19 protein-coding genes are annotated in these 21,064 nt (G+C 61.2%); 18 read left to right on the top strand and 1 reads right to left on the bottom strand.

The window, feature by feature from the left end; translation table 11 throughout:
* Nucleotides 1-16: 16 nt before the first annotated feature.
* A complete protein-coding gene (locus BMZ91_RS21820) occupies nucleotides 17-3,379 on the top strand; it encodes a class I SAM-dependent DNA methyltransferase (RefSeq protein WP_245736407.1) in 3,363 nt (1,120 codons plus the stop codon).
* Nucleotides 3,380-3,408: 29 nt separating this feature from the next.
* Here BMZ91_RS21820 and BMZ91_RS15085 read toward each other — a convergent pair whose 3' ends face one another.
* A complete protein-coding gene (locus BMZ91_RS15085; protein WP_092840720.1) occupies nucleotides 3,409-4,461 on the bottom strand; it encodes a LacI family DNA-binding transcriptional regulator in 1,053 nt (350 codons plus the stop codon).
* Nucleotides 4,462-4,618: 157 nt separating this feature from the next.
* On the opposite strand from BMZ91_RS15085, the gene BMZ91_RS15080 reads away from it, so the two are divergent.
* The 17 genes from BMZ91_RS15080 to BMZ91_RS15000 all read left to right on the top strand — a co-directional run bounded on the left by BMZ91_RS15080 (nucleotide 4,619) and on the right by BMZ91_RS15000 (nucleotide 21,000).
* Nucleotides 4,619-4,813, top strand: coding sequence for a hypothetical protein (locus tag BMZ91_RS15080; RefSeq protein ID WP_092840718.1), 195 nt, complete (start codon nucleotides 4,619-4,621; stop codon nucleotides 4,811-4,813).
* A gap of 13 nt (nucleotides 4,814-4,826) precedes the next feature.
* Entirely contained in the window at nucleotides 4,827-5,975 is a 1,149-nt protein-coding gene (locus BMZ91_RS15075) for a TRAP transporter substrate-binding protein (RefSeq protein WP_092840716.1), read from the top strand.
* A 106-nt stretch (nucleotides 5,976-6,081) separates the two neighbouring features.
* Nucleotides 6,082-6,588: a TRAP transporter small permease gene (locus BMZ91_RS15070; protein WP_092840714.1), complete on the top strand. Its 507-nt coding sequence runs from the start codon at nucleotides 6,082-6,084 to the stop codon at nucleotides 6,586-6,588.
* A gap of 11 nt (nucleotides 6,589-6,599) precedes the next feature.
* Complete coding sequence (locus BMZ91_RS15065; protein ID WP_092840712.1) at nucleotides 6,600-7,928, top strand: TRAP transporter large permease; 1,329 nt, start codon at nucleotides 6,600-6,602, stop codon at nucleotides 7,926-7,928.
* Between the two features lie 10 nt (nucleotides 7,929-7,938).
* Nucleotides 7,939-9,246, top strand: a complete 1,308-nt coding sequence (gene hisD, locus BMZ91_RS15060) for a histidinol dehydrogenase (protein ID WP_092840710.1) — start codon at nucleotides 7,939-7,941, stop codon at nucleotides 9,244-9,246.
* Nucleotides 9,239-9,997, top strand: coding sequence for an SDR family NAD(P)-dependent oxidoreductase (locus BMZ91_RS15055; RefSeq protein WP_092840708.1), 759 nt, complete (start codon nucleotides 9,239-9,241; stop codon nucleotides 9,995-9,997). Before hisD ends, BMZ91_RS15055 begins: the two co-directional genes overlap by 8 nt.
* The gene (locus tag BMZ91_RS15050; RefSeq protein ID WP_092840706.1) at nucleotides 9,994-10,989 is read left to right on the top strand and encodes a zinc-dependent alcohol dehydrogenase; all 996 of its coding nucleotides are present in this window, start codon (nucleotides 9,994-9,996) and stop codon (nucleotides 10,987-10,989) included. Before BMZ91_RS15055 ends, BMZ91_RS15050 begins: the two co-directional genes overlap by 4 nt.
* Before the next feature lie 39 nt (nucleotides 10,990-11,028).
* Entirely contained in the window at nucleotides 11,029-11,433 is a 405-nt protein-coding gene (locus BMZ91_RS15045; protein WP_092840704.1) for a universal stress protein, read from the top strand.
* A gap of 51 nt (nucleotides 11,434-11,484) precedes the next feature.
* Nucleotides 11,485-11,991, top strand: coding sequence for a sulfopyruvate decarboxylase subunit alpha (gene comD / locus BMZ91_RS15040; RefSeq protein ID WP_092840702.1), 507 nt, complete (start codon nucleotides 11,485-11,487; stop codon nucleotides 11,989-11,991).
* Nucleotides 11,988-12,542 carry a sulfopyruvate decarboxylase subunit beta gene (comE, locus tag BMZ91_RS15035; protein WP_092840700.1) on the top strand — a complete coding sequence of 185 codons (555 nt, stop codon included), beginning with the start codon at nucleotides 11,988-11,990 and terminating at the stop codon, nucleotides 12,540-12,542. The genes comD and comE overlap by 4 nt, the downstream gene beginning before the upstream one ends.
* 25 nt (nucleotides 12,543-12,567) lie before the next feature.
* Entirely contained in the window at nucleotides 12,568-13,677 is a 1,110-nt protein-coding gene (locus tag BMZ91_RS15030; RefSeq protein WP_425441586.1) for an alpha-hydroxy acid oxidase, read from the top strand.
* Nucleotides 13,678-13,730: 53 nt separating this feature from the next.
* A complete protein-coding gene (locus BMZ91_RS15025) occupies nucleotides 13,731-15,464 on the top strand; it encodes a sensor histidine kinase (RefSeq protein WP_092840698.1) in 1,734 nt (577 codons plus the stop codon).
* Complete coding sequence (locus BMZ91_RS15020; protein ID WP_092840696.1) at nucleotides 15,461-16,801, top strand: sigma-54-dependent transcriptional regulator; 1,341 nt, start codon at nucleotides 15,461-15,463, stop codon at nucleotides 16,799-16,801. Before BMZ91_RS15025 ends, BMZ91_RS15020 begins: the two co-directional genes overlap by 4 nt.
* Nucleotides 16,802-16,922: 121 nt before the next feature.
* Entirely contained in the window at nucleotides 16,923-17,939 is a 1,017-nt protein-coding gene (gene dctP, locus BMZ91_RS15015) for a TRAP transporter substrate-binding protein DctP (RefSeq protein ID WP_092840694.1), read from the top strand.
* A gap of 81 nt (nucleotides 17,940-18,020) precedes the next feature.
* Nucleotides 18,021-18,650, top strand: coding sequence for a TRAP transporter small permease subunit (locus BMZ91_RS15010; RefSeq protein WP_092840692.1), 630 nt, complete (start codon nucleotides 18,021-18,023; stop codon nucleotides 18,648-18,650).
* Nucleotides 18,650-20,050 (top strand): TRAP transporter large permease, encoded by a 1,401-nt coding sequence (locus BMZ91_RS15005; protein WP_092840690.1) that lies wholly within the window; start codon nucleotides 18,650-18,652, stop codon nucleotides 20,048-20,050. The genes BMZ91_RS15010 and BMZ91_RS15005 overlap by 1 nt, the downstream gene beginning before the upstream one ends.
* Nucleotides 20,051-20,142: 92 nt before the next feature.
* Nucleotides 20,143-21,000, top strand: a complete 858-nt coding sequence (locus BMZ91_RS15000; protein WP_092840688.1) for a flagellar motor protein MotB — start codon at nucleotides 20,143-20,145, stop codon at nucleotides 20,998-21,000.
* Nucleotides 21,001-21,064 lie beyond the last annotated feature (64 nt).

Raw genomic sequence — 21,064 nt, 5'->3', positions numbered from 1 at the left:
TCCGCCTCTGCGATCTGTGTCTCAATCGCCACACGACACCTCTGGCAAGCCCAGAGAGTCGCCGCCGCAAGGCGGGCTGGAACGCCCTGTCACCTCTGCGGCGATTGGCGAGACGTCCAAAAAGTTCATCGACTTCTATCGGCGCGGATCATTCATTCTGGAAACCAAACAGGGCTCACAGCCCAAGGTGCCGGAGGATGGCCAGCCGGCCCTTGCTGCTGTTCCAGCCGTCAGGCGACTTGGGCATGGGGTGCGCGGCACGCGGGCATGGGACAAATCCATGGTCAAGGCGCGTGGCCAGGCCGACAACTATGCGCGCAGCATCGCCAGGGAAGACGGCTGGCCGCCCTTCGTCATCGTCTGTGACGTGGGCTATGTGTTCGAGATATACGCGGATTTCTCCGGGCAGGGGCACGGCTATAACCAATTCCCCGATGGCACCCGCTATCGCATTTTCCTTGACGACCTCACCGACCCGGACGTGCAGCAACTGTTTCGCGACATATGGAACAACCCGCACACGCTCGACCCGTCCAGACAAAGCGCCAGGGTGACCCGCGAGATTGCCGATCAGCTTGCCCTTCTGGGCCGGTCGTTCGAAAAACACGGGCACCCGCCGGAAAAGGTGGCGGGGTTTCTCATGCGCTGCCTGTTCTCGATGTTCGCCGAGGATGTGGACCTGATCCCGCGCGACAGCTTCACCAACCTTCTCAAGGACATGGCCAGCACACCAGAGCATGCCGCGCCTGCCCTGCAATCGCTTTGGCAGACGATGGACAAGGGTGGCTTTTCCCCGGTTTTGCGCACCGATCTTCTGAAATTCAACGGCGGGCTCTTTGCAGAGGCCGATGCCCTTCCCCTGGACAGTCCGCAAATTGCGCTGTTGATCGGCGCGGCGCACAAGGATTGGAAGACCGTCGAACCGGCGATTTTCGGCACGCTTCTGGAACGCGCCCTGGACAAGCGCCAGCGCCACAAGCTGGGGGCGCATTACACCCCGCGCGCCTATGTCGAACGCCTGATCATGCCGACGGTCATCGAGCCGCTGCGCAGCGATTGGCAGGACGTGCAGACCAGTGCCTATACCCTTGCCGATCAGGACAGGATGAAAGAGGCCCGCGATCTTGTAACCGCCTTTCACCGCCGCCTGTGCGAAACCCGCGTGCTTGATCCGGCCTGCGGGTCGGGCAATTTCCTTTATGTCGCGCTCGAACTCATGAAGCGGCTTGAGGGCGAGGTGACCGCCCTGCTGGACGAGCTGGGCGAGGAACAGAGCGCGCTTGGACTTGCCGGCTACACGGTGGACCCGCATCAGTTTCTGGGGATCGAGTTGAACCCATGGGCCGCCAAGGTGGCCGAACTGGTGCTCTGGATCGGCTATCTGCAATGGCATTTCCGCACCTATGGCAAGGCCACCCCTGCCGAGCCGGTGCTGCGCGATTTCCACAATATCGAGAACCGCGATGCCGTGCTCGATTACACCGAATCCCGCCCGCGCATGGAAAACGGCGTGGCGGTTACCCGCTGGGACGCGATCACCACCAAGCCCCACCCGGTGACGGGCGAGGACGTGCCCGACGAGACCGCGCGCGTCACCCTGCTCGATTATGCCAACCCCAAACCGGCGAAATGGCCCGAGACGGACTTCATCGTCGGCAACCCGCCTTTTATCGGGGCAAGCCGGATGCGCGAGGCGCTTGGCGATGGCTATGCCGAGGCGCTTTGGGCGGCCTATCCCAAGATGCCGAAATCTGCGGATTTCGTCATGTTCTGGTGGGACAAGGCGGCGACACTGGCGCGCGGCTGGAACGCGAAAACCGGCAAGGGCGCGCGGCGCTTTGGCTTTATCACCACCAACAGCCTGCGCCAGACCTTTAATCGCAAGGTGCTGGCGCCGCATCTGGACGATCCGAAAAAACCGCTCTCGCTGATCTTCGCCGTGCCCGATCACCCCTGGGTCGATGCCAGCATGGGCGCGGCGGTGCGCATCGCAATGACGGTGGGCCGCGCCGGGCGGCAGGCCGGGCGATTGCTGACCATCACCGAGGAACGCAAGGGCGAGACCGAGGACGAGGGCCGCGTCGTGCGGTTTCAGACCGAGATGGGCAAGATATTCTCCAACCTGCGCATCGGCGCCGATGTGGCGGGGGCCAAGGCGCTCAAGGCTAATGAGGGATTAAGTTCCCGGGGAGTTATGTTGTTCGGCTCCGGCTTCATCGTCTCACCCGCAAAGGCGCGCGCGCTTGGTCTTGGCACGGTGCCGGGGCTGGAAAACCACATTCGCGACTACCGCAATGGTCGCGACCTGACGGCAAGCCCGCGTGGCGTGATGGTGATCGACCTGTTCGGCCTGACGAAAACAGAAGTGCGCGACAGATTTCCGGCGGTCTATCAGCATGTGCTGGACATGGTGAAGCCGGAGCGCGATCAGAACAACCGTGAAAGCTACAAACGCAACTGGTGGGTTTTCGGCGAACCGCGCAAGGATTTGCGCCCTGCGCTCGACGGCCTGCCCCGCTATATCGCCACGGTCGAAACCACGAAACACCGGGTGTTTCAGTTCCTGCCAGAGGCGACATTGCCAGATAACAAGCTCATACTGTTAGCCCTCTCTGACGCCAGTTTTCTTACCATTCTTTCTTCCAAGCAACACGTCTGCTGGTCTTTATCGGCGGGAAGCTGGCTCGGGGTGGGAAATGATCCGGTTTACGCCAAAACAAAGTGTTTCGATCCCTTCCCCTTCCCCGACGCCACCGAGGCGCAAAAGACCGTGCTGCGCGGCCTTGGCGAGGAGCTTGACGCGCATCGCAAGGACCGGCAGGCGGCCCACCCCAAGCTGACCCTGACACAGATGTACAACGTGCTGGAAAAGCTGCGCGCGGGCGAGCGGATCGAAGGAAAGGACCGCGAGATTTACGATGCGGGCCTCATTGGCATGCTCCGCGATATCCATGACCGGATCGACCGCGCGGTGGCCGAGGCCTATGGCTGGCCCGCCGATCTGTCCGAGGATGACATATTGCACCGTCTGGTCGCGTTGAACCACGCACGCGCCGCCGAGGAAGCGGCGGGCCATATCCGCTGGCTGCGCCCCGACTATCAAAACCCGGCCGGTCGGATTGCGGCGGCGAAAACAGGCAAGCTCGACCTTGGCGATACCGCAGAGCCCGCCGACAAACCCACATGGCCCAAATCCATGCCGGATCAGGTGGCCGCCGTGCGCGACGCCCTGTCCGATCTGGGGCAGGCCACCGCCGAGCAGGTGGCCCGCAGCTTTAAACGGGGCCGCGCGACAAGCGTTCTGCCGCTGCTTGAAAGCATGACCGCCCTCGGCCTTGCGGCGCGCTCGGGCGAGGGCGTGTATCGCCCGACGCGCTAGTGCGGCGCGCGCCACATCTGGGTGCGGGCTTACGAATCGGCGACCGACCCCGGCGGCGGGCCAAGCGTGCCGCGCAAGCACAGGTTGGTTTCCAGCAGAACACTGTCGCGCGCCGGATGGCCCGCAACCATATCCACCAAAAGGCGCGCGGCCTGACGGCCCATGTCGCGGTGCGGCACGTGAACCGTGGTCAGGGGCGGGTCGACCACCCGCGCCAGCTCGATATCGTCAAACCCGGTAATCGAGACATCGCCGGGCACCGCAAGGCCAAGCGCGCGCGCCATTTGAACCGCCCCCACGGCAAGCACATCATTGCCGCAAATCACCGCCGACGGACGCGGCGAGTTCTGCATCATCTCACGCAGGGCATTGGCGCCGTTTTCAATGCTGTACGGCGTCTCGATCAAATCTGCGGTGGTGGGGTCAAGGCCTTGCGCGCGCATCGCATCCTGCACGCCGCTCACCCGCGCGCGGGCGCGGTCATTGCCCTCGAATTCGGCCGAAATGATCCCGATGTTGCGATGCCCCAGGGCCAGAACCTCGGCGGCCAGCCCCGCCATGGCGCGGCGGTTGTCAAAACCGATGGACAGGCGGGCAACCGAAGGATCATAGGCCCAGCAGATCAGAACCGGAACGCCACGATTGGCAAGGAACTGATAGATCGCCGGGCTTCGGTCATGCCCGATCAGCAAAAGCCCGTCGGCGCCGCGCGCCACGAGGGTGCGAATTTGGTCTTCCTCGACGTCCTGGCGATAGGACGAGCTTGAGACCAGAAGCGTCACACCGCTTTTGTGAAGCTCTTCCTGAAAGGCCTGAATGGCGCGGGCAAAGATCGCGTTTTCCATTGTCGGGATAATCGCGCCGATGGTTTTGGTGCGCCGTGCCGCAAGGGCGCGCGCGCCGAAATTTGGCGAATAGCCAAGATCCTGTACCGCCGCCATGACCCGGTCGCGCGTGCCCTGCTGCACCTGGCCCGGTGAATTCAGACAGCGCGACACAGTCGCGGTCGACACGCCCGCACGTGTCGCCACATCGGCCAATGTCGGCAGGTTATGTTCGCTTTCCTTGTTTTTCCGACTCATACGCTTGATCCGCTTTAACGCGCCCAATGCCTTTGGCAGGGGCCTGAACGTTCATTTCGCAACACGGCTGGCGCCAACATAACAGCTTGCGTGAAAATATGTAAGCGCTTACATTGACCTCGAATCGTCGATAAATTCCGACGAGAGGGAGGTCATTATGTTCCTGATTGCGGCGGCCGTGTTGTTCGGGGCCTTTGGACTTAATGTAGTACTTGGCGCCTATGCGGGCGCTCCGTTTCTGAACGATCTGGGTGAAATGCTGTTGCTGCTGGCCTCGGTGATCACCTTTGTCGTCGCAGCACTCAAGAGCGAGGCTGCACGAAAAAACAAACAGACAGAACAGGACACTTAAGGGAGGAGACCCAATGACTAAGGATTTCGAAGAACTTGCGTCGGTGGAGCGTCGCAATTTCCTGAAGCTCGCCTCGACAGGCAGCTTCACCGCGGCGCTGGTCGCCGGAGCGGCCGGCACGCTGTGGTCAACAGAGGCCAACGCGCAATCCGCCAGTGAAGAGCGCGAGCGCGAGAAAGCGGCAGAGCACGTCATGACACTGGCCACGGAATATGTGATCGGCACATCGCGCAGCTATCCGATGATGCAGCTTGACGTGAAGGAAAACCTTCAGAACGCGTCGAACGGCAAGATCTACGTGAAACTGGCCCCCGGCGGTCAGCTTGGCACCGGCTCTGCTCTGGCGCAAAAGGTTCAGGGGGGCACGATCAACGCCGGTCAGTTTTCGCTCTCGAACTTTGCGCCCTTCGCGCCGGCGGTTGATCTGATCAACATGCCGTATTTCTGCGGCGCCAATCAGCGGTTTGTGAACCTCGTCACCTCTGACATCTGGAAGAAAGAAGTCGACGCCCTCGTCGAGGCGCGCGGTTTCAAGCCGATGTTCTATTTCTGCATCGACCCACGCGTCATGGCGGTACGTAAGGGCGGCGGCGGCCCGATCATGACGCCGGGCGACCTGCAAGGCATCAAGTTCCGCGTGCCGGGCTCGAAGATGCTGCAACAGTTCTACCGCATGGGCGGCGCCAACCCGACGCCGGTGGCCTGGGGTGAAACCCCGTCGGCAATCAAACAGGGCGTGGCCGATGCGCTTGATCCAGCCGTGGGCGCGCTTTACGCCTTTGGCTTCAAGGACATCCTGAGCCATGTGACCTTCACCCAGGCGGTGCCCGACAGCCAGGCCTATGCCTGTAACCTTGAATGGTTCAACACCCTGTCATCGGACGTTCAGGAGGCCATCGAATGGGCCTCTGAGATGAGCTTTCATCAGAACCTTGCCAAGGTGCCCTCGGCGCGCACATTCGCCATGGCGGAAATGAGAAAATCGGGTGTCGAATTCCACTCGCTGAACGCAGACCAGCTTGCCGAATGGCAAGAAACCGTTGGCTATCAGCGCTCGGAATGGGACGAATACAAGACCGAGCTTGCCGGCTCCATGGGTACATTCGACAAGCTGGTCGAAGCCGCGGGGACCCAAAGCAAATATTACGTACACGACGCGTAAGAGACCCTGAGCCGGGCGCGCAACACCGCGCCCGGTCTTGACCCTGAATTTTGCACGACAACGGGCAAGGGGCGGCATCAGGCGCCTCTGACCGGGAAAGGTTTGCATGCTCAATACCCTAGACAGAAACCTGGAGAGATGGGCGCTTTTGATCTTCTATCTCATGTTGGTGGTGACCATGGCGGTTGAGGTCATTCGCCGCGAAGTCTTTTCCTATTCCTCGGTCTGGGGAGAAGAGATTGTGCGCTATGCCTTTATCTATCTTGCGTGGATCGGGGCCGCCGCTGCGGTGCGCGAGCGCGCCCATATCCGCATTGACGTGATCATGCATTATGTCGGCCCGCGCATGAAGGCCGCCCTCTACATCCTTGGGGATCTGGTGATGTTCACCGTCGCGGTGATCGCGCTTTACTGGTCCTGGGAAACGGTTCTTGTCTCCGCCAAGTTCGGTTCGGTCAGCGCGGGCATGCGGGTCTCGATGGTGTGGTTCCTGCTCGCGGTGCCGATCGGCTTTGGCCTTATGATTCTGCGGCTGGTGCAATCCTTTTTGCGCGACCTGCGCTCGCTTCGTGACGGAACGCCCGTTCACGAAGGCAACCAACTGTTTGATTGAGAGGATAGCAGATGCTCTGGAATACTCTTAATCAAACGGTCGATCTGGGCTGGGATTTCTATGCGCCCGTGATCCTGTTTGTTGTACTCATCGCCCTTGCGGTGCCGGTCTGGGCCGCGATTGGCGCAGGCGCGATTGCGATGCTGCTGATGTCGGGCGCCCTCCCGCTGAGCCTTGTCGGTGAAAGCCTGTTTGACGGAATCGACGCCTTTGCGCTGACGGCGGTGCCGCTGTTTATCCTGACCGGTGACGTTCTTGTGCGCACCGGCCTCAGCCGCAAGTTTCTCAACGTCGCCGAGGCATTGACGCAATTTGCAAAGGGCGGGTTCGGCTCGGCCACGGTGCTTGTCTGCGGCATGTTCTCGGCGATCTCTGGCTCTGACGCGGCGGGGGCTGCGGCGGTCGGTCGGATGACCATCGACCGGCTGGTGGAATCGGGCTATCCGCGCCCCTATGCCTGTGCTTTGGTCGCGGCGGGGGCCTGTACCGGCATCCTGATCCCGCCCTCGATTGCCTATATCATCATCGGCCTTGTGCTGGGCATTTCCGCCTCGACACTGTTCATTGCGGCGCTGGTTCCGGGGGTCATGATCCTGGTGTCGATCCTTATCACCAATATCGTGGTCAACCGGATTTATGGCTATGAGGGCGGCGGCAACATCAGCCTGCGCGAGTATCTTGGCAATCTTGGCCGTGCTCTGGCGTCGGGTTGGTATGCGTTCATCGTGCCGGGCATCATCTTTTACGGCATCTTCTCGGGTCGCCTGACCCCGACCGAGGCCGGTGCCACGGCGGTTGTCGTGACCGTGATCCTCGGCCTCTTTCTTGGCACGCTCAAGCTGGCAGATTTTCCGGCCATGCTTATCAGTTCGGCCAAGGTGAACGGTGTGATCCTGCCGATCATCGCCTTTTCTCTTCCGCTGGCACAGGCGCTTGCGATCATGGGCGTGCCGCAGGGCTTTGTGTTTGCGGTGACAAGCCTGACCGACAACCCAAGCCTGTTGATCCTGTTGATGATCATGATCCTGATCGCGGCGGGCTGCGTGATGGAGACGACGCCTAATATCGTGATCCTCGCGCCAATCCTCAAGCCGCTCGCGGATGATATCGGCATGAATGAAATTCAGTTCTGCATCATGATGATCACCGCACTTGGTGTGGGCTTTATCACCCCGCCGCTCGGGCTGAACCTGTTCGTGGTTTCGGGGATCACCGGTGAGTCGATCCTGCGGATCGCAGCGCGCGCCGTACCGTTTGTTTTCTTCATGCTGATCGTCGTTTTGATGATCGCCTATATCCCGGCGTTCTCGACAACGCTTTTGCCAGACATCTATAAATAGGACCTGACCCATGACACGAGAATATCTGAAAAAGGCAACGCTGACCTCGAAATCCGATGCCTCAGACGTAAAGGCCACCGTGCGCAAGATTCTGGATGATATCGAGGCGGGCGGCGACAAGGCGGCGATGGAATATGCCGCCAAGTTTGACCAATACGACGGCAATGTCGTGGTCACCCGCGCCGAGATCGAGGCCGCGGCGGCGCTGGTGCCGGAAAAGCTCAAGCAGGACATTCAGTTTGCCCACGATAACGTGCGCCGCTTTGCCGAGGCTCAGAAAGAGACCCTGAAGAATATCGAGGTCGAGGTGGTGCCGGGGTTGATTGCCGGACAAAAGAGCATCCCTGTCACCGGGGCGGGCTGTTATGTGCCGGGCGGGCGCTATAGCCATATCGCCAGTGCGATCATGACCGTCACCACCGCAAGCGTGGCCGGGTGCAAGCATATCGTCGCCTGTTCGCCGCCGCGCCCCGGCGTCGGGATTGCGCCCGCGATCATCTATGCGGCCGATCTATGCGGGGCCGACACCATCCTTGCCATGGGCGGCGTTCAGGGCGTTGCGGCGATGACATTCGGCCTGTTTGGCCTGCCGCGCGCCAATATTCTGGTGGGTCCGGGCAATCAGTTCGTGGCCGAGGCCAAGCGCATGCTGTTTGGCCGCGTCGGTATCGACATGATCGCGGGCCCCACAGATAGCCTTATTCTCGCCGATGCGACCGCCGACCCGATGGTCGTCGCCACCGATCTGGTGGGTCAGGCCGAGCATGGCTATAACTCGCCGGTCTGGCTTGTCACCGACAACCGCCCGCTGGCCGAAGAGGTGATGCGCATTGTGCCCGGCCTGATCGATGACCTGCCGGAGGTGAACCGCGACAACGCCTTTGCCGCCTGGCGCGATTATGCCGAGGTCATCCTCTGCGCCGACCGCGAAGAGATGGCCGCCACATCCGATGACTACGCGCCCGAGCACCTGACCGTTCAGGCCGAGGATCTGGATTGGTGGCTGGGTCGGTTAAGCTGTTATGGCTCGCTGTTTCTGGGCGAAGAAACCACCGTGGCCTTTGGCGACAAGGCCGCAGGCACCAACCATGTTCTGCCGACCTCGGGGGCGGCCAGCTATACCGGTGGTCTGAGCGTCCACAAGTACATGAAAATCGTCACCTGGCAGCGTGCGACGCGTGAAGGGTCCAAGCCGGTGGCCGAAGCCACTGCGCGGATTTCACGTCTGGAAGGCATGGAAGGGCATGCCCGAACCGCCGATATCCGCCTCAAAAAGTACTTCCCCGACGAAACCTTTGATCTGACGTCCAATGGCTAAAAAGGGTTTACTTGATGTGACCGGCCGTGTCGCTCTGGTCACCGGCGCAAGCTCGGGGCTGGGGCGGCGCGCGGCCAGCGTGCTGGTGGCCAACGGTGCTCGCGTTGTGGGTGTTGCGCGCCGCGCCGAGGCGCTTGTCGAATGGGAAACCGAGGTTGGCGATCATGGCGCGGTGATTGCCCATGATCTTGCCGATCGCGACGGGTTGGCCGATCTTGCCCGCGCCGCCGCCATGCCGTTCGGGGCGCCCGATATCGTGGTGCATGCCGCCGGCATCAACACCCGGCAGGCGGCCGATGATGTCACGCCCGAAGGCTGGGATGTCACCCTGGCGCTTAACCTGAGTACGCCGTTTTTCCTGAGCCAGCATCTTGTGCCGGCGATGAAGAAAAAAGGCTGGGGCCGGATCGTGAACTTTGCCTCGCTGCAATCCTTTCGCGCTTTTCCCGGCGGCATTGCCTATGGCGCAAGCAAGGGCGGCGTCGCGCAGATGACCCGCGCCATGGCCGAGGCCTGGTCGCGTGACGGGATTGTGGTCAACGCCCTCGCCCCCGGCTTTATCCGCACCGAGCTTACGGCGGCGGTGTTTGATGACCCCGAGCGCTCGGCGCGCAATGCGGCGCAAACCTGTATCGGGCGCAATGGCGAGGTTGACGATCTTGACGGACCGCTGATGTTCTTTTGCTCAGACGCATCGAAATATGTGACCGGACAGATCATGATGGTGGACGGAGGTTTTACAGCGAAATGAAGGCATTGGTCTATACCGCCCCCGAGGGCCTTGAGTATCGCGACATGGCCGACCCCACGCCGCAAGGTGGCGAGGCGTTGATCCGGGTCGATAGCGTCGGCATTTGCGGCTCGGACATGCACGCCTATCTCGGTCATGATGATCGCCGCCCCGCCCCGCTTGTGCTTGGCCACGAGGCGGCGGGCACGGTGTTGAGCGGCGCCATGACCGGCAAGCGCGTGACCGTGAACCCGCTTGTGACCTGCGGCACCTGTCCGGCCTGTGCATCGGGGCGCGACAATCTGTGCAGCACCCGCCAGATTATTTCGATGCCGCCCCGCGAAGGCGCTTTTGCCGCGCTGCTGGCCATGCCAGAGCGTAATCTTGTCGTGATGCCCGATCACATCACCACCGATCAGGCCGCCCTCGCCGAACCGATTGCCTGTGGCTGGCATGCGGTCCGCCTCGGGCGCAATGCTTTGGGCGAGGGCACGCACCGTGCGCTTGTGCTTGGCGGCGGCGCCATCGGCCTTGGCGCGGCGCTTAGCCTTGCGGCGCAGGGCATCAGCGATATCACCATGATCGAGCCGCACCCCGCCCGGCGCGCCTATCTCAGCATGCAGTGTGACCAAAACGTCCTGTCGCCCGAGGGGCTCGACCCATCGGAGCAGTTCGATCTTGTGGTTGACGGGGTTGGCTTTGACGCCACTCGCGCGCAGGCCTCGGCGCATGTGCGCCCCGGCGGCGTGATCGTGCATATCGGGCTTGGCTCGGCAACGGGCGGGCTTGATATTCGGCGCATAACCTTGCAGGAGGTCGCCTTTATCGGCACCTATACCTATACCGCCCAGGATTTCCGGGATACCGCGCAGGCGATGTTCGAGGGCCGCATGGGCGCGCTTGACTGGACCGAAAAACGCCCGCTATCCGATGGGGCCGCCGCCTTTGCCGATATCCGCAATGGGCGCACGACCGCCCCGAAAACCATCCTCGTGCCCGAGGCGACCGGCTAGCACCAAGGGCGGTGACGCCCGCGACGAAAAGGAAATGTGATGTACAAGAAAATCATCGTCTCACTGTCGCTCGATCACGGGATCAGCGAACCGGCGCTTGAGGCCGCGCAGAAACTGCTCGACACGGATGGCGAAATCATCGCCATCCACATTCACGAACCGCTCAACCCGTCGGTACGATCCTATGTCGACGAAGAGACCGTCAACGCCGCCCTTGAGGCCGCCAAGGATCGTCTGGCCAAGCGGGTTGAGGGCTTTCCGGGGGTTGGTACGCGGCTGATCACCGGGCATTCGGGCCGAGCGATCACCGATTTCGCCCGCGACTGGGGCGCCGATTGCATCGTCATTGGCTCTCACAAGCCGGGCATAAGCGATTTTCTTCTTGGCTCTACGGCGGCACGCGTTGTGCGCCATGCGCCTTGCTCTGTCCACGTCCTGCGTTAGAAATGCCTGCCTACCTGTCACCAGAATCCTGAACCCAAGGAGTAACCCCCCGTGTCCATCCACACGAAAATCGTCGACGATCTGGTCGCCAATGACATCAGTTTCGTCACCACCGTGCCCTGCAAACAGCTGGCCGGTGTGATTGATGAAATTGACGCCCGATCCGAAATCTACCACATCCCCTCGAACAAGGAAGACGAGGGCATGGGCCTTTGTGCCGGTGCCTTCATGGGCGGCAAACGCCCCGCGATCATCATGCAGAACACCGCCATCGGGGTGACCATCAACACGCTGGCCACCCTGACGCAGTTCTACCGCATGCCGCTGCCGATGCTGATCAGCTATCGCGGTGAGCTGCGCGAGCCGGTGGCCTGTCAGGTGGAAATGGCGGTGCATACCAAGGCGCTGCTCAATCAGCTCAATATCCCGACCTATCATTTTCACAAGGAATCGGACGCGAACGAATTGGACGCGATCCTGAAATACACATTCATGTGCAACAAACCTGTCGCGATCCTGACCGACGCGTCTTTCTGGGGAGGCTACGGAGACCAATGATCCGCTCTGACGTTCTGCGCGATATCGCGCCTGTAATCCGCGACCATCTTGTGGTCTGCAACATCGGCCTGCCAAGTCAGGAGTTGCACCTGCTGGATGATCAGCCAACCAATTTCTACATGCTCGGCACCATGGGGCTTTCGTCCTCGATCGGGCTTGGGCTGGCTCTGGCACAGGATAAAAAGGTCATCTCGATTGACGGTGACGGCTCTGTCCTGACCAACTTTGGCACCCTGCCGACCATCGCCAACAACGTGGCCGACAATTATATCCTGCTGATCATCGACAACGGCAGCTATGGCTCGACCGGCGATCAGCCGACCTATGCCGGCAAAAAGACCTCGCTCGCCGCTGTGGCAAAGGCCTGTGGCTGTGAAAACGTTATTGAGTGTCAGGCCAGCGAGACCAAAGAGGTTCTGCAAGATGCACTGGCCTCGAACAAGATGACGGTGATCGTGTGCAAATGCGACAGCGGCAATATCAAGGTTCCGGTCATCACCATGGACCCGGTCGTGATCCGCGACCGCTTTATGAAGGCCGTTCAGGCCTGAGGCCGCGACAGGGAAAGGACCATTGATGCTGCCCTCTCGCGACATCCACTGTGCCGAGGACGCCCGCCAGATGGCGCGGCGTCGGCTACCGTGGATGGTGTTTGACTATATCGACGGGGCGGCGGGCGAGGGTCACGGCGAGGCCCTTAACCGGGCCGCGTTGCGCGACCTGCGGCTCAAGCCGCGGGTCTTGTGCAACGTGACCCATCGTGACCTTTCCATGCCGGTGTTCGATCACCCTGCAAAAGTGCCTTTCGGGATCACCCCGATGGGCATGTGCAACCTTTCTACCCCCGGCGCCGATTTGATGCTGGCGCGGATTGCGGCGCGCGACCGGGTGCCCCTGGGGGTCTCGACCGTGGCGTCGACCGCGCTTGAAAGGATGCTTGAGGCCGCCGAGGGCCATGCCTGGTTTCAGCTTTACTTCAGCGGCGATGGCAGCGCCACGATGCAGCTTGTCGAGCGGGCCCGCGCCGCAGGTTACGAAACCCTTGTCGTGACCCTCGATGTGCCCGAAGTGGGCCGCCGCCCACGCGAATTGCGCCATGGCTTCAAAATGCCGTTTCGTATCGGGCCAAGGCAATTTGTCGATTTTGCACTGCATCCACGATGGTCGCTGACCTCGCTGGTCAAGGGCCGCCCGCAAATGGCCAATTTCACCGATGGCGGGTTTGATCGCACCGCAAGCCGCGCCGCCGCCGATTGGTCCTATCTGCAACGCCTGCGCGCCGCCTGGCCCGGCAAGCTGGTGATCAAGGGTGTTTTGGATGTCGAGGATGCGCTGCGCCTGCGCAAGGAAGGCGTCGATGCCATTCAGGTGTCAAGCCATGGCGGGCGCCAGCTTGATGGCGCACCCCCGCCCATTCTGATGCTCGCCGCAATGCGCAAGGCACTTGGGCCGGACTATCCACTGTTTTATGATTCCGGCCTGCGCTCGGGCGAGGATATCGTCAAGGCCTATGCCATGGGGGCCAATTTTGCCTTTCTCGGTCGCCCCCTGCTTTATGCGATGGCCGGGCGCGGCGAGCGGGGGGTGAACCAACTCTGGCAGGTGATGAGCGAGGAAATCAGCCTGACACTGGCGCAATTGGGCAAGACCGACATGACCGGACTTGAGGCATGTGTTTCACGTTAGGCCAGATCGCCAAACCGCTTGCATGACGTCCCGAACGGCCCGATACCTTGGCCATGCGTTTGTCCCATTCTGCCCTTGCTGCCGTCTCTGCGCTTTGCGCGGCCATCGGGGTGTTCTGGCTCTCGCTCAGCTTTTTCCAGTCTGAAGAAGAGGCCAAGGCGCGCGGTCGCCTGTCGCTTTATCGAAGCACGGTTCTGGCGGAATTGGAGCGGTTCTCGCATCTGACCTATGTGCTGGCGCGCGATTCCCACGTGCTTGCGACTGATCTCGGCGCGCCGACGGACGTTCTGGATAAACGCCTTGCGGCCTTTGCCGTGCAATCGGGGCTTGATGCGATCTATCTGATGCAGGGCGACGGAGTAACGATTTCGGCCTCGAACGCCGACAAGCCCGAAACCTTTGTCGGGCAGGATTACTCCTTTCGCCCCTATTTTCAGGCGGCAATCACCGGCACGCAGGGGCGGTTTTACGGGATCGGGGCGACCACCGGATTGCCGGGCTATTTCATTGCCGATGCGGTGCGCCAGCCCGGCGGCGGGATTTCCGGGGTCATCGCGATCAAGCTTGACCTGACCGACCTTGAAGAGGCCTGGCGCGCGGCAGGTGAACAGGTATTCTTGGCCAATAGCGACGGTGTGATCCTGCTCTCGTCCAACCCCGGCTGGCGCTATCGCACGCTTGCGGGCCTCACAGAGGCACAGCGCGCCCGGATCGCCGCCAACCGGCAGTTCCCCGGCCAGCCGCTTGATCCGCTGAACTGGCACCCGAATGGCGATGCGCGCGCGATGATCGACGGCGCCAAACGCATTCACCTTTCGGCAACCCTGCCCCAGCATGACTGGAAACTGCATTATTTTGCCGATGACAGCGCGGCGGTCACCCGAAGCTGGCTGGTGACAGGGATGGTGATGATCCTTGCCGGGACAGGCTTTATGGTCTCACAGGTGCGCCGCACGCAACGCATCGGCGCGGCCCTGCGCCGGTCCGAGGCCGAAGAGGCGCAGCTGCGCCTTGCCAATGACCGGCTTGCCGTCGAGATCGAGGATCGCCGCACCGCCGAACGCCGCCTCAAACGCACCCAGGACGAGCTTGAGCGCGCGAGCCGCCTTGCCGCCCTTGGCCAATTGGCGGCCTCGGTCACCCATGAGCTTGGTCAACCGATTGCCGCGATGCGCAACCATCTTGCCGCCGCCGAAATCGGCGGTCAGCCCGCGCAAAAGGTGATCCCGCACATCACCGGCATTGTCGACCGGATGGAGGGCATCACCCGCCAGCTCAAGTTTTTTGCGCGCACCGATCATGAGGTCTTTCGCGAGGTCGATCTGCGCAGCGTCGTCAAGGCGGCCCTGTCGCTTTTGACCCCCAATATCGAGGCCAGCGACGTGACGGTCGATACCCGCGAACCGGCGGGGCCGATCATGGTGCGCGGCAATCAGTTGCGTCTTGAACAGGTGATGACCAACATCCTGCGCAACGCGGTGGATGCGCTTGAGGATAGCGATGAGCGGTTGTTGCATCTGCGCATGGGCCTTGCCGATAATGTCGGCTGGGTCGAGGTACGCGATACCGGGCACGGGTTGGGCCAGGCCTCGCTGTCGGATCTTCAGGAACCCTTTGTCACCACCCGCGAAAGCGGGCGTGGCATGGGTCTTGGCCTCGCGATCTCGGCCAATATCGTCAAGGAACATCACGGCCGGATCACGGCGCGCAATGCCAAAGCGCGCGGCGCGGTATTTCGGGTCGAAATACCGGCGGGCACCGGCGAAGAGGACACAGACCCAGTATGACATCGACGCCACACCCCCGCATCATGATCGTCGAAGATGACAAGGCCATGCGTCTGTCGTTGATTGATCTGCTTGAGGCCGCAGGCTGGCAGGTTGAGGCCTTGCCCCGCGCCGCCCGCGTCGCCGAGCGTCTGGCAGAGTTTCAGCCCGATGTGATCCTGTCGGATGTGCGCATGCCCGGCCTTTCGGGGCTTGATCTGCTCGCTAGCCTTGATCCCGAACTGTCGCCGCCGCTTGTTCTGATTTCGGCACATGGCGATATCGCGACGGCGGTCAAGGCCATGCAGGGCGGCGCCTATAGCTTTGTCGAAAAGCCCTACGAGCCGCGCCGTCTTTTGAACATCCTGCAACATGCGCTTGATCAGCACCGGATGAAACGCACCACCCAAAGGCTGAAACAACGCCTGATGCAATTGTCGGGGCTGGACCGGGTGTTGCTGGGGCAGACGCCCGAAACGATGGCCCTGCGCGAAGAGGTGCTTGATCTGGCCCAAAGCGGCGCCGCGGTTCTGTTGCAGGGCGAAACCGGCACCGGCAAGGAACTTGTGGCGCGCGCGCTGCATGATCTGGGGCCGAATGCCGAGGGGCCGTTTCTTGCATTGAACTGCGCCGCTCTGTCGCCGGACGGGTTCGAGGCGGAAATGTTCGGCGTGCATGACGGCGCCAAGGGCCGCTTGCCCGGTGTCGACGGTGGCACGATCTTTCTTGACGAGGTCTGTTCCTGTCCGCTTGCGGTGCAGGCCAAGCTGTTGCGGGTGATCGAGGATAAAGAGGTCTTGCCGCTTGGCGGCGACAGGCCCGTCCCGCTGACGTTTCGGGTGATTTCGGCCACCAACGAAGACCCCGACGAGGCGGTGACGGATGGTCGGCTGCGTCAGGATCTTTTGTATCGGCTCAACACCACGGTGATCAAACCGCCCACCCTGCGCCAGCGGCGAGACGACGTGATGCTGTTGGCGGCGCGATTTCTGGATGAGTTCGCGCGCGTCTATGAGACCCGCGCGCCCGACATTACCCCCGAAGACACCGCCGCCCTTCTGGCGCATGCCTGGCCCGGCAATGTGCGCGAGCTGCGCAATGTCTGTGAACGCCGGGTTCTGGCGGCGCGGCGTGGCGCCGGGTCGATGGCACAAGCGCTGCGCGCCGATCCGCTAAGCGACGACGTACCCGATACCCTGCGCGAGGCGGTGGCCGCCTTTGAACGCGAATTGATCAGCAAGGCGATCACCGCCCATCAGGGCCGGATGGAGGCCGTGGCAGAGGCGCTTGGCATCGGGCGCAGGACGCTGAATGAGAAGATCGTCAAGCTTGGGCTGGACAAAGAGGCGCTGCTGTAGTGTCCTTGCGGAATTCCGCAGGGCTCGCGCCGGTGGGCTGCGCGCTTTTCTTCATAGCCAGCGGCGCCAGCATACACGATGGTGAGCCCGACGAATTCGCATGCAATCTGGGAGGAAAATCATGCAAAAACTACTAAGCCACACCGCCGTGGCCGCCCTTACACTTGCCTTTGCCGGTGAGGCGATGGCGACCGAATGGAACGTTTCGCTCTGGGGCAAGCGCCGCGCCTTTACCGAGCATGTGCACAAGCTTGCCGAGCTGGTCGAGCAAAAGACCAATGGCGAGTTCACCATGAACATCAGCTATGGCGGTCTGTCGAAAAACCGCGAAAACCTTGACGGGATCAGCATCGGCGCATTCGAGATGGCCCAGTTCTGTGCCGGCTATCACCCCGACAAGAACCGCGCGATCACCGTGCTTGAGCTGCCGTTTCTTGGCGTGCGCAACCTCGACGAAGAAGTCGCCGTCAGCAATGCGATCTACGCCCATCCGGCCGTGATCGAGGAAATGGCCGGCTGGAACGCCAAGATGCTAATGACAAGCCCGATGCCGCAATACAACATCGTCGGCACGGGCGAGCCGCGCGATGAGTTGGCTGAATTTGACGGTATGCGGGTACGTGCCACCGGCGGTCTGGGCAAAGCCTTTGCCGCCGTGGGTGCGGTTCCGACCTCTGTGACCGCCTCCGAAGCTTATCAGGCGATGCAGTCGGGCGTTGTTGATACCGTTTCATTTGCCCAGCATGCGCATCTGTCCTTTGGCACCATCAACGAGGCCACCTGGTGGACCGAGAACCTCAACCCCGGCACGGTAAACTGCCCTGTGGTTGTAAATATCGACGCCTATGAAGGCCTGTCGGACGCCGAGCGCGAGGCGCTTGACGGTTCGGTTGATGAGGCGATTGAGCATTATCTTGCCAACTATGGTGAACTGCTCAAGAAATGGGATACTGTTCTGGCCGAGAAAAACGTGACCAAGGTCACTATTTCCGACGAACAATTGGCCGAATTCAAAAAGATTGCCGCCGAGCCGATCGCGGCGGCCTGGATCGAGGAGATGAGCGCACAGGGCATGCCCGCCCAAGAACTTTATGATCTTGTTGGCGCCACGCTTGAAAAAGTCCGGGCCTCGAACTGATCTGCGCCAGGGCCCCGGACATCCACTCCGGGGCCCGCCTTTGCTAACGTCTATAGGCCCTCACAACAGGAGCATACCGCCATGGCCGGCTCTTTTGCCGTAATGCGCGATTCCAGCCTGCTTAGCCGCCTCGATCAGGCGCTTCAGGTGGTGGAACGCTTTTTCGCTTTGATCGCCGGTATCTTTGCCTTCGGGCTTATGGTGCTTGCCGTCATCTCGGTGACCGGGCGCAATGGTTTCAACAACCCTCTGCCCGGCTATGTTGACTGGATCGAGGCCTTCATGCCGCTGATCGCCATTCTTGGCGTGTCATATGTTCAGCGCGACGGCGGCCATATTCGCATGGATATCGTGGTGGGACAACTTAGGGGCCGCGCGCTCTGGCTCGCGGAATTTGTGACGACCTTTGGCATTCTCATTCTGTTTATCGCGTTGATCTGGGGCACATGGGCGCATTTCGACCGCAGCTTTGACATGACCAAGCCACTGTGGAGCCGCGACAGCTCGATTGATATCGGCCTGCCGATCTGGCCCTCCAAGCTTGTGGTGCCGGTGGCGTTTTCGGTAATGGCGCTACGCCTTGTGCTTCAACTTTGGGGTTTTGGGCGCGCCTTTGTCAGGGGCGACGAAACCCCCGTGGCGGTGCCGCTTATCATGTCTGTTGCAGAACAGGCGGCGGCTGAGGCCGAACATATTCAGGGGCGCGACTGATGACACCGATTGATATTGGCCTTTGGGTCACCGCCGGAATGCTGGTCATGGTCGTGCTTGGCATGCGCGTGGCTTTTGCCGCGGGTCTGGCTGGCCTCGTGGGCCTTGTCTGGATCTTCTGGGACAAGAAGGATTACGAGTTTGCACAGCTCGCCTGGGCGCTGACCGTTGGCATCAAGACCGCCGGGCAGGTGCCGCATGGCAAGGTTTCGTCACAGGCACTTTCGCTCATTCCGACCTTCATTCTGATCGGTTATCTCGCCTATTACGCCGGTCTCACCCGTGCCCTTTTCGAGGCGGCAAAACGCTGGATCGCCTGGGTGCCGGGCGGGCTTGCGGTGGCCACGGTCTTTGCGACAGCCGGCTTCGCGGCGGTATCGGGCGCCTCGGTGGCCACGGCGGCGGTGTTTGCCCGCATTGCCATCCCCGAAATGCTTGCCGTCGGTTATGACAAGCGCTTTGCGGCCGGCGTTGTCGCGGCGGCGGGGACATTGGCAAGCCTCATTCCGCCCTCGGCGATCCTTGTGATCTATGCGATCATCGTCGAACAGGACGTGGGCATGCTTTTGCTCGCCGGTTTCATCCCCGGCATGTTTTCGGCACTGGTCTATACCCTTTTGATCATCGGGCTTGCCCTCACCGTGAAGGGCTTTGGTCCGCCGGTGAGTGGCTTTACCTGGCGCCAGCGTTTTTCGTCGCTGCCTCCGGCCCTGCCGATCGTCGCGGTCGTCGTGATCATCATCTTCTTTGTCTATAACCCCTTTGGCGGCGATGCCTGGGGCACGCCGACCGAAGGCGGGGCGATTGGCGCCTTTATCGTTTTTGTCATCGCCGCCTATCGCGGTATGCGGTGGCCCGAGCTCAAGGATGCGCTGCTGGAAACCGCCAAACTCTCGGTGATGATCTTTTCGATCATCTGGGGCGTGCTGATCTATGTGCGCTTTCTGGGCTTTGCCGATCTGCCGTCGGCGTTTTCCGACTGGATCACCTCGCTGCACTATTCACCGATGATGATCCTGATCTGTATCCTGCTGGCCTATGCGGTGCTTGGCATGTTCATGGACGCAATCGGCATGCTGTTGCTGACGCTGCCGGTGGTCTATCCGGCGGTCATGGCCCTGAATGGCGGTGAAGCCGTCACCGCCGCCGAAAGTGCCTTTGGCATGAACGGGACGATGTGTGCGATCTGGTTCGGTATCCTGGTGGTCAAGATGGCCGAGTTCTGCCTGATCACGCCGCCCATTGGCCTTAACTGCTTTGTGGTGGCCGGCGTGCGCGATGATATCAGCGTTCAGGACGTGTTCCGGGGGGTCACGCCCTTCTTTATCGCGGATGCGGTAACCATCGCCCTTCTGGTGGGTTTTCCGTGGATCGTTCTTTGGCTTCCATCTCAGGCGTAACTCTTAGAAATCGTTAAAATTCTAGGTGTTAACAGCCGGGTAATACCCCTTGTGCTAAACCTTAACACGGGTGAGTAACAAAGGTGGTGGATATGAGCGCGCATAGCAATGCGGCGCCAGTCATCATCAAACGGAAAAAGGTCATCGCTGGCGGTGGGCATCATGGTGGTGCCTGGAAAGTTGCCTATGCGGACTTTGTAACGGCCATGATGGCCTTTTTCCTGCTGATGTGGCTGCTGAACGCAACAACGGAACAACAACGCAAGGGCATCTCGGATTATTTCAGCCCGACGATTCCGATCAACCGGATTTCCGGCGGCGGCGATGGCGCCTTTGGAGGCGACAGCATGTTTGCCGAAGACACTCTGCCGCAGAACGGAACCGGCGCATCGCAGGCCTTTGCATCGGCGAGTCAAATAGCGCGCGGCGACATTGGATTGCTGACCGAAGGCCCCGTCAACGCCGAGGCAACAGCCGACGCCGAAGCCTTCGCCAGCATCGAAGCGGCCCTGACCGGACGCGGTGGCGAAAGCATGGTCGCGGATACCACGCTGCGTCATATTCTGACGCGGGTGACCGACGAGGGGCTGGTGATCGAACTGTTCGACCTTGCCGACGCCCGGCTTTTCGAGGCCCAGACCACAGTTCCAACACCGCTATTGCGCGATTTGGCCGCTCTTATCGCGTCGGTGTCTAACCTGGTTGAGAACAACCTTGCCGTGGCGGCCCATACCCGAGCTTTGCCGATCATGGTTGCGGATAACCCGGTCTGGGATCTGTCGTCGGCGCGCGCCAACACAATGCGCCAGATGCTTGAAGATGACGGAATCGACGCGCAGCGCATGCATCGCGTGACCGGACATGCCGACCGTAAACCGGTGGTCGCAAACCCGATGGCGCTACGCAATAATCGACTTGAGGTGGTCCTTTTACGATCAGACCGACGATAGAATTAGAACGCATTTTATTTATTAGCTGCCTGTTAAAGGTACGCGCTTATTGCTGGATGCCAAC

The organism is Roseovarius lutimaris, from assembly GCF_900115165.1.
GTDB lineage: Bacteria > Pseudomonadota > Alphaproteobacteria > Rhodobacterales > Rhodobacteraceae > Roseovarius > Roseovarius lutimaris.
This window is presented reverse-complemented; position numbering and strand designations above follow the sequence as displayed.

Bases quoted from the DNA above. Each gene is read 5' to 3' on its own strand.
- BMZ91_RS15085 (WP_092840720.1), bottom strand. From the start codon at position 4,461: ATGAGTCGGAAAAACAAGGAAAGCGAACATAACCTGCCGACATTGGCC.
- BMZ91_RS15080 (WP_092840718.1), top strand. From the start codon at position 4,619: ATGTTCCTGATTGCGGCGGCCGTGTTGTTCGGGGCCTTTGGACTTAAT.
- BMZ91_RS15075 (WP_092840716.1), top strand. From the start codon at position 4,827: ATGACTAAGGATTTCGAAGAACTTGCGTCGGTGGAGCGTCGCAATTTC.
- BMZ91_RS15070 (WP_092840714.1), top strand. From the start codon at position 6,082: ATGCTCAATACCCTAGACAGAAACCTGGAGAGATGGGCGCTTTTGATC.
- BMZ91_RS15065 (WP_092840712.1), top strand. From the start codon at position 6,600: ATGCTCTGGAATACTCTTAATCAAACGGTCGATCTGGGCTGGGATTTC.
- hisD (WP_092840710.1), top strand. From the start codon at position 7,939: ATGACACGAGAATATCTGAAAAAGGCAACGCTGACCTCGAAATCCGAT.
- BMZ91_RS15055 (WP_092840708.1), top strand. From the start codon at position 9,239: ATGGCTAAAAAGGGTTTACTTGATGTGACCGGCCGTGTCGCTCTGGTC.
- BMZ91_RS15050 (WP_092840706.1), top strand. From the start codon at position 9,994: ATGAAGGCATTGGTCTATACCGCCCCCGAGGGCCTTGAGTATCGCGAC.
- BMZ91_RS15045 (WP_092840704.1), top strand. From the start codon at position 11,029: ATGTACAAGAAAATCATCGTCTCACTGTCGCTCGATCACGGGATCAGC.
- comE (WP_092840700.1), top strand. From the start codon at position 11,988: ATGATCCGCTCTGACGTTCTGCGCGATATCGCGCCTGTAATCCGCGAC.
- BMZ91_RS15030 (WP_425441586.1), top strand. From the start codon at position 12,568: ATGCTGCCCTCTCGCGACATCCACTGTGCCGAGGACGCCCGCCAGATG.
- BMZ91_RS15025 (WP_092840698.1), top strand. From the start codon at position 13,731: ATGCGTTTGTCCCATTCTGCCCTTGCTGCCGTCTCTGCGCTTTGCGCG.
- BMZ91_RS15020 (WP_092840696.1), top strand. From the start codon at position 15,461: ATGACATCGACGCCACACCCCCGCATCATGATCGTCGAAGATGACAAG.
- dctP (WP_092840694.1), top strand. From the start codon at position 16,923: ATGCAAAAACTACTAAGCCACACCGCCGTGGCCGCCCTTACACTTGCC.
- BMZ91_RS15010 (WP_092840692.1), top strand. From the start codon at position 18,021: ATGGCCGGCTCTTTTGCCGTAATGCGCGATTCCAGCCTGCTTAGCCGC.
- BMZ91_RS15005 (WP_092840690.1), top strand. From the start codon at position 18,650: ATGACACCGATTGATATTGGCCTTTGGGTCACCGCCGGAATGCTGGTC.
- BMZ91_RS15000 (WP_092840688.1), top strand. From the start codon at position 20,143: ATGAGCGCGCATAGCAATGCGGCGCCAGTCATCATCAAACGGAAAAAG.